This is a genomic window from Winogradskyella rapida, from assembly GCF_042675845.1.
Classification (GTDB): Bacteria; Bacteroidota; Bacteroidia; order Flavobacteriales; family Flavobacteriaceae; genus Winogradskyella; species Winogradskyella rapida.
This window is the reverse complement of record NZ_JBHTKM010000001.1, coordinates 381826-392297: the sequence shown is the minus strand read 5'-3', so window position 1 is coordinate 392297 and position 10472 is coordinate 381826. Positions and strand designations below refer to the sequence as shown.

Sequence of the window (10472 nt, the reverse complement as noted above, 5' to 3'; positions counted from 1 at the left end):
TGAGAATGATTAGTGGTAGAAAAGCTTCTCGATACAAAATCTCTAAAAAACGAGATTTCACTTGAAGTGACGTAGAGGATTTAATTTGTATTCTTCTGTCAGTTCGAGTGTTTCGAGTGCGGGAGAAACGTATCAAGAACCATGAGAGGTAGAAAAGCTTCTCGATACAAAATCCCAAAAAAGTGATTTCACTCGAAGTGATGTTTGGGGTTTAATTTGTAGTGCTACGTCAGTTCGAGTGTTTTGAGTGTGAGAGAAATGTATCGAGAACCACGTTGTTTTTCAGCTTTATAAGCCATGAAATGGAAGTTTGTTGTGATTATTTAAGATTCATAGTCAATCCATTCAATAACGTTTGATGAAAACGAATACGTTTCATTAAGTTTTCCATTTAGGGTCATACGTTTAATCTCTGCCTCAAGTTCACCATCTAGCCATAATACATGATCGGCAGTAGGCATTTCTGCAGCAGATAAATCAAATTTGCAATCAGGAAAATCCTCATTGTACCTTGTACCATCCTCTAATGTTTCAAAATGTTGTTGTGGGGCATGGCATTCAATCACAGTAACATCTTTGGCTTCAATATAAGTTGTAAAAGATTGATTGAAGTCAATAATAAAAGTATTTTCATTTTTTATCATGGTGAGCGCACCTATACTAAGATCGTGCCTTTCATCAACGATATTTCCTGCGATCTCTAGGGTGAGTATAAATTCGAAATCTGAAATCTTCTGATTTGAAATGTCCATCATATTTTTTTATTGGTTTTATTAACTTAACGAAATTAAAAACAAAAGTTAGTTCTCGATACAAAATCTCTAAAAAAGGATATTTCACTCGAAGTGACGTTGAGGTTTAATTTGTGTTTTTTTTTCGTCAGTTCGAGTGTTTTGAGTGTGTGAGGAACGTATAGAGAACCATGAGTGGTACATAGCTTCTCGATACAAAATCTCCAAAAAATGAGATTTCATTCGAAGTGACGTTGAGGGAATTAATTTGTATTCTTCCGTCAGTTCGAGTGTTTGGAGTGAGTGAGGAACGTATCGAGAACCATGAGAGGTAGAATGCTTCTCGATACAAAATCTCTGAAAAACGAGATTTCACTCGAAGTGACGTTTGGAGTTTAATTTGTAATCTTTCGTCAGTTCGAGTGTTTTGAGTGCGCGAGAAATATATCGAGAACAATGAGTTGTGGAATGCTTCTCGATACAAAATCTCCGAAAAAGTGAGATTTCACTCGAAGTGACGTTTGGGGTTTAATTTGTAGTGCTACGTCAGTTCGAGTGTTTCGAGTCGGGGAGAAATGTATTGAGAATGATTAGTGGTAGAAAAGCTTCTCGATACAAAATCTCTGAAAAAGGAGATTTCACTCGAAGCGACGTTTGGGGTTCAATTTGTATTCTTCCGTCAGTTCGAGTGTTTTGAGTAGGCGAGAAATGTATCGAGAACCATGAGTAGTACATAGCTTCTCGATACAAAATCTCTGAATAGCGAGATTTCACTCAAAGTGACGTTTGGGGTTTAATTTGTGTTTGTGCGTCAGTTCGAGTGTTTTGAGTAGGCGAGAAATGTATCGAGAATCATGAGTTGTGGAATGCTTCTCGATAAAAAATCTCTGAAAAACGAGATTTCACTCGAAGTGACGTTGAGGTTTAATTTGTGTTTTAACCAAAAAAAAATCCTGATGAAAACATCAGGATTTTTTTATATCAATAATAGGTTGTTATTCAACTAAAACCCATTCGCCTTTCTCTAAAAGCGGAATGGCTTGTTTGTATTTCACAGCTTTACTTTCGCCGCTTATTACATTCTTAATCGTCACTTTATCGTTACGACCAATTTTTGGTTGCTCTCTAACTACCGTTTCTACAACTTGCTGTTGCTGACGCGATGCGCCTTCACCAACTTGTCTGCTTTGAGAAGAACGCTCATCTAAATTAGGAATTTCTTCCTTTTGCGTTTCTAATTTCTCTTGCTTCTGTTGTTTTGCTTCTTGTATAGTATCTGCCGTTTCTTGTGGAATTTCACCTTTAAATAAGAATGAAATCACATCTTTATTGACTTGGTCAATCATTCCTTTAAACAATTCAAAAGACTCAAATTTATAAATTAATAAAGGATCTTTTTGTTCATGAACCGCTAACTGAACAGATTGCTTTAATTCGTCCATTTTACGTAAATGTTCTTTCCAAGCATCATCAACAATAGCTAAAGTAATGTTCTTTTCAAAATCATTAATTAACTGAGTTCCCTTAGTTTCATAAGCTTTCTCTAAGTCCGTAACTACTTGTAGGTTTTTAACCCCGTCTGTAAATGGCACTACAATTCTTTTAAAACGATCGCGTTGCGTGTTATAAACATTTTCAATAACAGGAAATGCTAAATCTGCAGCACGTTGCATTTTTTCACGGTAATGCTTAAAGGCCTCTTTATAAATAATACCAGCAATTTCTGTAGCGTTCTTTTTACCAAATTCAGCTTCAGTAATAGGAGATGGCATTGAGAAGTAACGGATCAATTCAAACTCAAAGTTTTTAAAGTCGTTCGCGTCTTTATTACTCATCGCAATACCTTCAGAGGTATCGTAAATCATATTAGCTAAATCTACTCTTAAACGTTCACCATGTAAGGCGTTACGACGACGCTTGTAAACCACTTCACGTTGCGCGTTCATCACATCATCATACTCTAGTAATCGCTTACGTACACCAAAGTTATTCTCTTCTACTTTTTTCTGTGCACGCTCAATAGACTTAGAAATCATGCCATGTTGTATAACTTCGCCTTCTTTTAAGCCCATTCTGTCCATCATCTTAGCGATACGCTCAGAACCAAATAAACGCATTAAGTTATCTTCTAACGAAACGTAAAATTGAGAACTTCCCGGATCTCCTTGACGACCGGCTCTACCTCGTAACTGTCTATCAACACGACGCGAATCATGACGTTCGGTTCCTACAATGGCTAAACCACCTGCAGCTTTAACCTCGTCACTTAATTTAATATCCGTACCACGACCTGCCATATTGGTTGCAATGGTTACTTGTCCTGCATTACCAGCCTGTGCAACGATATCGGCTTCTTTTTTATGTTGTTTCGCGTTTAAGACATTATGGTCGATTTTACGAATGCTTAACATTTTTCCTAAAAGCTCTGAAATCTCAACGTTGGTTGTACCAATAAGTACCGGACGACCCGCATTAGAAAGACTTACAACTTCATCAATAACGGCATTGTATTTTTCACGCTTAGTTTTATAAACTAAATCGTCTCTATCATCTCTAGCAATCGGTTTGTTGGTTGGAATTTCAACAACATCTAATTTGTAGATTTCCCAAAGCTCACCAGCTTCTGTTACCGCTGTACCCGTCATACCAGAAAGTTTACGGTACATTCTAAAGTAATTCTGAAGCGTTACAGTAGCAAACGTTTGTGTTGCTGCTTCAATTTTAACGTTTTCCTTAGCTTCAATGGCTTGGTGTAATCCGTCTGAATAACGACGCCCATCCATAATACGACCAGTTTGCTCGTCTACAATCATGACTTTGTTGTCCATAACAACATACTGATTGTCTTTTTCAAATAAGGCGTAAGCTTTTAAAAGTTGATTAAGGGTATGGATACGCTCTGACTTAATTCCGAAATCTCTAAATAATTCTTCTTTAAGCTCAGCTTCTTCTTCAGATGAAAGACCTTTGGATTCAATTTTTGCAATCTCTGTTCCCATTTCTGGCATCACGAAGAAATCTGGATCATCTTCACCCGAAAGGAAATCAACACCTTTATCTGTTAATTCAACTTGATTGTTCTTTTCATCAATAACATAATAAAGTTCTGCATCTACAGTAGGCATCTCTCTATTATTATCTTGCATGTAATAGTTTTCCGTTTTCTGAAGGAGTTGTTTAACACCTTCTTCAGATAAAAACTTAATTAAGGCTTTATTTTTAGGAATACCTCTGTAAGCTCTTAATAATTGAAAACCACCTTCTTTAGTGTCGCCAGCAGCAATAAGTTTTTTCGCTTCAGCTAAAACACCAACTAAATATTTTCTTTGAACTTCTTCAATAGCATTAACCTTAGGTTTAAGTGCATCAAACTCATGGACATCTCCTTTTGGTACAGGACCAGAGATAATTAATGGCGTACGCGCATCATCAACCAATACAGAATCGACCTCATCTACAATAGCGAAATGATGTGGACGTTGCACTAAATCTTCTGGAGAATTAGCCATGTTATCACGGAGGTAATCGAAACCAAATTCGTTATTGGTACCATAAGTAATATCGGCGTTATAAGCTTTACGACGCGCATCTGAGTTTGGCGTGTGGTAATCAATACAATCGACGCTCATTCCGTGGAATTGGAATATAGGAGCCATCCAAGCGCTATCACGTTTTGCTAAGTAATCATTTACCGTTACTAAGTGAACACCTTTCCCTGCTAAAGCATTTAAGTAAACCGGTAAGGTTGCCACTAAAGTTTTACCTTCCCCTGTTTGCATTTCTGCAATTTTACCTTGATGCATCGCAATACCACCAATTAACTGTACATCGTAATGGATCATATCCCAGGTAATGGCCTTTCCTGCAGCATCCCAAGAATTGGCCCATACGGCTTTATCGTCTTCTAAGGTAACATAGTCGTGTTCACCAGAGATTTCACGGTCAAAAGCGTTTGCTGTTACTGGAATTTCAGTGTTGTGAACAAAACGTTTTGCCGTTTCTTTAACAACTGCAAAGGCTTCAGGAAGAATGTCGTTAAGCACTTTTTCAGTGACTTCATAGATTTCATCGTCAATTTTGTCGACTTCTAAGTAGATATCTTCACGATCGTCAATGTCTTCAGTAAGCTTCGCTTTTTCTAAAAGGGCTTCTTTTTTAGTGTTTAAAGGTTGCCTGGCTTCTGCTATTTTAGCTTTAAATTCGGCTGTTTTTGCCCTTAATTCGTCATTTGATAAGGCCTCTAAAGCTTTTTCGAAAGTTTTTATTTTCTCTACAATAGGTTTAATGGCACTTACATCTTGTTTGGATTTATCTCCAACAAAAACTTTAAGTACTTTATCTAAAAAAGTCATATTTAAATATTTGTAACGGATTAACTCGCGTTAATCTTGGTATTAATTTCAGTTATTTAGTTTTAGGTGTATCACACCGCTTACAACCAACAATGTTATACGTTAGAAGCCTTTTACGACTTATATAGCATAGTTAATGGCTTCATTTATAATCTTACAAATGCGCCATTTGGTTTTAAGGTTTTTAATTTCGGGCTAAAAAAGCATCCGAAAATAAAAAAAAAGTCTCTCAGTTATAGTAACGCGAGAGACTTTTTTTGTAATCATTTTGTATGTTAATATTCATCCTCATTCCAGAGGTAATCTTCGTCAGTTGGATAATCTGGCCAAATTTCTTCAATAGAATCGTAAGAATCACCTTCATCTTCTATCGCTTGTAAATTTTCTACAACTTCTAAGGGAGCTCCGGTTCTAATTGCATAATCAATAAGCTCATCTTTTGTTGCCGGCCAAGGTGCATCACTTAAATAAGATGCTAATTCTAGTGTCCAATACATAATTGCGTGTGTAATTTAATTTTTGCAAAAATAATTTTTTAGTTGAATAATTCAAGAAAAAATCATATTAATTAGCTAGGAACGCCTATAAATTAATTTATTGGTCTCGCTGAACATTTATTTCGTGCCATTTGAAGCTTTCAAACCGCAGTAATAAATGCAATATCATTAATAGAAAGAACGTGTCATTTTTCAACTTTTTTATAGACTAGTTTTTGCTTTTCTTAGTCTTAAAAGGGGTAAAATAAAATATTACAACCTTGTTCTCGATACCGCTGACGAAAAGGTCAGCATACTCGAACTGATGGTTTTTGTTCAACCTTGTTCTTGATAGCTGTTAACTGAAAGGTTAGCCTACTCAAGAGGAGGTTAATTTTGTAAACTTTATTCTAATTTCAGTAAAAAACCGAAACCCCTAGCTAAAGTGTTACGATTCCTTATTCGGAATCCATTTAATTTCTTCAGCATGTAGGTCATATGACAACTTCCGTGCCAACACAAAAAGGTAGTCAGATAGTCTATTAATATACATTAAGGTTTCGGGTTGAAAAGGCTCTAAGTCATTTAAATGTGACGCTAAACGTTCTGCTCTACGGCAAACTGTGCGGGCAATATGACAGAATGACACGGTTTGGTGCCCTCCGGGTAAAACAAAATGCGTCATAGGAGGAAGGCTATTTTCCATAAGATCCATTTCGCGTTCTAATTTTTCAATGTCTTCGTTAGATATCTTCGGAATATTTAAACGCGCTTTGCCGTTTTTCAATTCTGCTTTTTCAGGATCCGTCGCCAAGATTGCCCCGACCGTAAATAGTCGATCTTGAATATGCATCAAGGTGTTTTTATACAATTGATTAATGTCTTGATCTCTAATTAAACCAATGTGAGAGTTGAGCTCATCAATAGTGCCGTAACTCTCTATTCTTATATGATGTTTAGGTACACGTGTACCACCAAATAGTGCAGTTGTACCTTTATCGCCTGTTTTTGTGTATACTTTCATATTTCAAAGTTAATGAATATGGTTTGAAGTTTCACGCTAAGACGTAAAGACGCGGAGAAAAAAGTCGAAGTTTGAGGTTGAATTTTTGAAGGGGTGGCGGAAAAGTGATATTTAAGAACCAAGAACCAAGAACCAAGAACCAAGAACCAAGAACCAAGAACCAAGAACCAAGAACCAAGAACCAAGAACCAAGAACCAAGAGCCAAGAGCCAAGAACCAAGAGCTAAGAGCCAAGAACCAAGAAAGGACTATTAACCAACTACCAGCAACCAACAACCAAAAACCAACAACTAGACATTAAAAGTATCGCTCTCAATAACGCCATCTCTTAAGCGAATGACGCGTTTGGCATGGGCGGCAATATCTTCTTCGTGAGTCACCATAATTACGGTATTACCAGAGCGGTGAATATCGTCAAAAAGTTTCATGATCTCCACACCGGTTTTTGAGTCTAAGTTTCCTGTAGGTTCATCGGCAAGGATAATAGAAGGTTTGTTAACTAAGGCGCGCCCTACCGCCACACGCTGACGTTGTCCTCCAGAAAGTTGGTTAGGTTTATGGTCCATACGGTCTGCTAAACCCACATCATTTAAGACTTCAGAAGCACGTTCTTCTCTAGCTTTTTTAGAAATTCCGGCATATACCATCGGTAAGGCTACATTGTCTAAAGCTGTGGTTCTAGGGAGGAGGTTAAAGGTTTGAAACACAAAGCCGATTTCAGTGTTTCTAATATCTGCCAAGTCATCATCACTCATCTGACTCACATCTTTACCATTTAGGTTGTAACTCCCTGCTGTAGGGGTGTCAAGGCAACCTAATAAATTCATTAAGGTCGATTTTCCGGAACCAGAAGGTCCCATTATGGCAACATACTCGCCACGCTTAATGTCTAAATCAATTCCTTTTAATACATGAACAATTTCTTGACCTAATTTAAAATCTCTAATGATGTTTCTAATTTCGATGACGTTGTCGCTCATAATTAAATAGTCTTGGTGGCGTTAGTATTCTGCAAGTTACGGCATATTTTATCCATAAGACGTCAAAGTCTTTCGGTTGTTACAGTCTAATTTTAAAATGTTCTTTCTTTTGCTCTTTTCTGAAAAAAACAATTCCCATATAAAAGGTGTCTACGGTCACTGTTACACCTTCATGATGTTTTATGTGTTCCCAAGCTTCAGTCATCCCTTTAGACCAATAAATATCGTCAAAAATAAAAACACTGTCGTTATGGGCTTTGGCGAGTAGGGTTTCAAAATAATTAAGGGTGGCTGTTTTATTGTGATGTCCATCAAAATAAATAAAATCATAAGAGGGCGCTTTTAAATGCGGCAGTTTCGTTTTAAAAGGTCCTGAGATCAAATCGACGTGCTGTACAGTTTTAGCTTTAAGTTGACTTTGCGCAAAGGCGGAGGTATTGGGGCAGCCTTCAATACTAGTGATTTTAGACTCCGGATTCGCTAGCGCTAAGGCATAAGTACCAATACCCAAAGAGGTGCCTAATTCTAAACTCGTTTTAAAATTGAAGTACTTTGCAATTCGGTATAACAAACGTACTTCTTTCTTAGAGCTGCTAGAAACCTTAACCATTTCGCTCACTTTCCGTTGTGTGGCATCCAATACTTTAGAGCCTTCACCTAAATCTGTAACCTCTAAAATGGTGTCGGAAGCTCTGAGTTCTTTTCGGTAAGACGCCAAGGCGTCGTAAGCTAGATAAGCCGTTTTGTTATAGAGGCATTTGGTCACAAAACTATAGACAAATGGGGAGTGTACCCCATGCTGATTGCTGGCTTTAGTTAAGAATTTTATATAGGATTTAAATTGATACACAATAGTGGTTTTAGGGACTTTAAGGCTCTAAAATGCCACAGCGTTAAAAACTGTGGCGTTAAGGATTTTGAAGTTTTATTTTAATGATGCGTGCTTTGATGGAGGTACGCTAGGTTTAACCTTCGAGTTTCTCAGACAATTCAAACCAACGCATTTCTTTTTCTTCAATAGTATCTATAATCACCTGAAGTTCTTGAGAGAGCTTTGTAATTTCATCCTGAGATAAATCGGGATTTAAGAATTTGGCCTCTAAAGCTGCTTTGTCTAGTTCTAAAGATCTAATTTTAGATTCTAAGTTTTTATGTTCCTTTTGTTCGTTATAATCAAGTTTATTGCTTTCGTTTTTCTTTATAGCTTTGGTGTTGTCTGTTTTTTCTACAACTTCAACTTGTTTTGGTTGACTGCTGTCATAAGCTCTAAAGTCGGAATAGTTACCAGGGAAATCGTCAACAACGCCTTGACCTCTAAACACAAACATATGGTCCACAATTTTATCCATAAAGTAACGGTCGTGAGAGACCACTAAAAGCACGCCTGGAAAATCCATGAGGAAATCTTCCAATACATTTAGAGTTACAATGTCTAAGTCGTTGGTAGGCTCATCGAGAATTAAAACATTAGGATTCTGAATTAAAACCGTACATAAGTACAAGCGTTTTTGCTCGCCTCCACTTAGTTTTTCAACAAAGTCCCACTGCTTTTTTCGGTCAAATAAAAAGCGCTCTAATAATTGCTGTGCACTAATTTGGCGTCCTTTAGCTAGGGGAATATAATCACCAAATTCCTTAATAACGTCAATAACCTTTTGGTTGGGCTTGGCTTGAATTCCTCCTTGCGTATAATACCCGATTTTTACCGTTTCTCCGGTGACCACTTTTCCAGAATCGGGCTCAAGGGTTTGCGTCAGTAAATTGAGAAAAGTCGATTTTCCGGTTCCATTTTTTCCTATGATCCCAATGCGTTCGCCTTTCTTAAAGGTGTATTCAAAATCCTTTAAGATGGTTTTATTTTTAAAGGATTTAGAGACTTTATGGAATTCTATAATTTTACTTCCCAAGCGCTCCATGTTAATTTCTAGTTGCACTTGGTGGTCGTTACGGCGCTGGTGGGCTTTCGATTTAATTTCGTGAAAATCGTCAATTCTACTCTTAGATTTCGTCGTACGCGCTTTAGGTTGGCGACGCATCCAATCCAATTCTTTTTTAAAGAGTTGTTTGGCTTTTCCGACTTCTGTAGCTTGGTTTTCTATTCGGGCTTCTTTCTTTTCTAGGTAGTAAGAATAATTTCCTTTGTAGGTATGAAGCTCTCCGTGATCGAGTTCTATAATTTCATTACAAACACGCTCTAAAAAATAACGGTCGTGCGTAACCATAAACAACGTTTGCTGTGTTTTGGCAAAATATTCTTCTAGCCATTCAATCATTTCAAGATCTAAATGGTTGGTAGGCTCATCGAGAATTAAGATATCCGGCTTACTTAACAAGGCCTGTGCTAAGGCGAGACGTTTTTTCTGTCCACCAGAAAGTGTTTTTACTTTAACACTGAGATCATCAAGCTTAAGCTGCGATAAGGTTTGTTGGTACTGTGTTTCAAACTCCCAAGCATTGTTTCTATCCATCGCTTCAAAAGCTTTTTGATAGGCGTCTGCATCTTCAGGGGTTTTTAATGCCTGTTCGTAAGCTTCAATCGTTTTTAAAATAGGAATATCAGAAGCAAAGATGGTTTCTTCAAGACTTAATTCTGGGTCAAGATCGGGTTCTTGATCTAAGAAGGCGAGTCGTAGCCCTTTTCTAATCACAATTTGGCCAGCATCCGGACTGTCTTTTCCGGCTAATATTTTTAAGATAGAGGTTTTGCCACTACCATTTTTAGCGACAAAAGCAATTTTCTGATCTTTATGAATACTGAAGGATAAATCTTTAAAGAGAACCAATTCTCCAAAAGACTTCGATATATTTTCTACGTTAAGGTAATTCAAAGTTGTTTTTTTACAAAGAACGGAAATAAACCAAAAATAATCGTATTAGTTTTAATATTAGTGTTGATAGATTATATTTGT

The 10472-nt window shown here is 37.1% G+C and carries 7 protein-coding genes; all 7 read right to left on the bottom strand.

All coding sequences use genetic code 11. The features are described 5' to 3' along the window. Positions 1-323: 323 nt before the first annotated feature. Positions 324-755, bottom strand: a complete 432-nt coding sequence (locus ACFQ13_RS01775) for a hypothetical protein (RefSeq protein WP_386113389.1) — start codon at positions 753-755, stop codon at positions 324-326. Between the two features lie 971 nt (positions 756-1726). Beyond that, positions 1727-5083, bottom strand: a complete 3357-nt coding sequence (secA, locus tag ACFQ13_RS01770) for a preprotein translocase subunit SecA (RefSeq protein WP_386113388.1) — start codon at positions 5081-5083, stop codon at positions 1727-1729. Between the two features lie 275 nt (positions 5084-5358). Then, complete coding sequence (locus tag ACFQ13_RS01765) at positions 5359-5580, bottom strand: DUF2795 domain-containing protein (protein ID WP_008272287.1); 222 nt, start codon at positions 5578-5580, stop codon at positions 5359-5361. A gap of 427 nt (positions 5581-6007) precedes the next feature. Continuing rightward, the gene (locus tag ACFQ13_RS01760; RefSeq protein WP_386113386.1) at positions 6008-6583 is read right to left on the bottom strand and encodes a cob(I)yrinic acid a,c-diamide adenosyltransferase; all 576 of its coding nucleotides are present in this window, start codon (positions 6581-6583) and stop codon (positions 6008-6010) included. A 290-nt stretch (positions 6584-6873) separates the two neighbouring features. After that, positions 6874-7563 (bottom strand): ABC transporter ATP-binding protein, encoded by a 690-nt coding sequence (locus ACFQ13_RS01755; protein ID WP_386113384.1) that lies wholly within the window; start codon positions 7561-7563, stop codon positions 6874-6876. 79 nt (positions 7564-7642) lie between these two features. Further along, the gene (locus ACFQ13_RS01750) at positions 7643-8413 is read right to left on the bottom strand and encodes an O-methyltransferase (protein WP_386113382.1); all 771 of its coding nucleotides are present in this window, start codon (positions 8411-8413) and stop codon (positions 7643-7645) included. A 115-nt stretch (positions 8414-8528) separates the two neighbouring features. Next, positions 8529-10391 (bottom strand): ABC-F family ATP-binding cassette domain-containing protein, encoded by a 1863-nt coding sequence (locus ACFQ13_RS01745; protein ID WP_386113380.1) that lies wholly within the window; start codon positions 10389-10391, stop codon positions 8529-8531. Positions 10392-10472 lie beyond the last annotated feature (81 nt).

Excerpts from the sequence above, each read along its gene's own strand:
- ACFQ13_RS01765 (WP_008272287.1), bottom strand. The coding sequence starts at position 5,580 with ATGTATTGGACACTAGAATTAGCATCTTATTTAAGTGATGCACCTTGG.
- ACFQ13_RS01760 (WP_386113386.1), bottom strand. The coding sequence starts at position 6,583 with ATGAAAGTATACACAAAAACAGGCGATAAAGGTACAACTGCACTATTT.
- ACFQ13_RS01775 (WP_386113389.1), bottom strand. The coding sequence starts at position 755 with ATGATGGACATTTCAAATCAGAAGATTTCAGATTTCGAATTTATACTC.
- ACFQ13_RS01755 (WP_386113384.1), bottom strand. The coding sequence starts at position 7,563 with ATGAGCGACAACGTCATCGAAATTAGAAACATCATTAGAGATTTTAAA.
- secA (WP_386113388.1), bottom strand. The coding sequence starts at position 5,083 with ATGACTTTTTTAGATAAAGTACTTAAAGTTTTTGTTGGAGATAAATCC.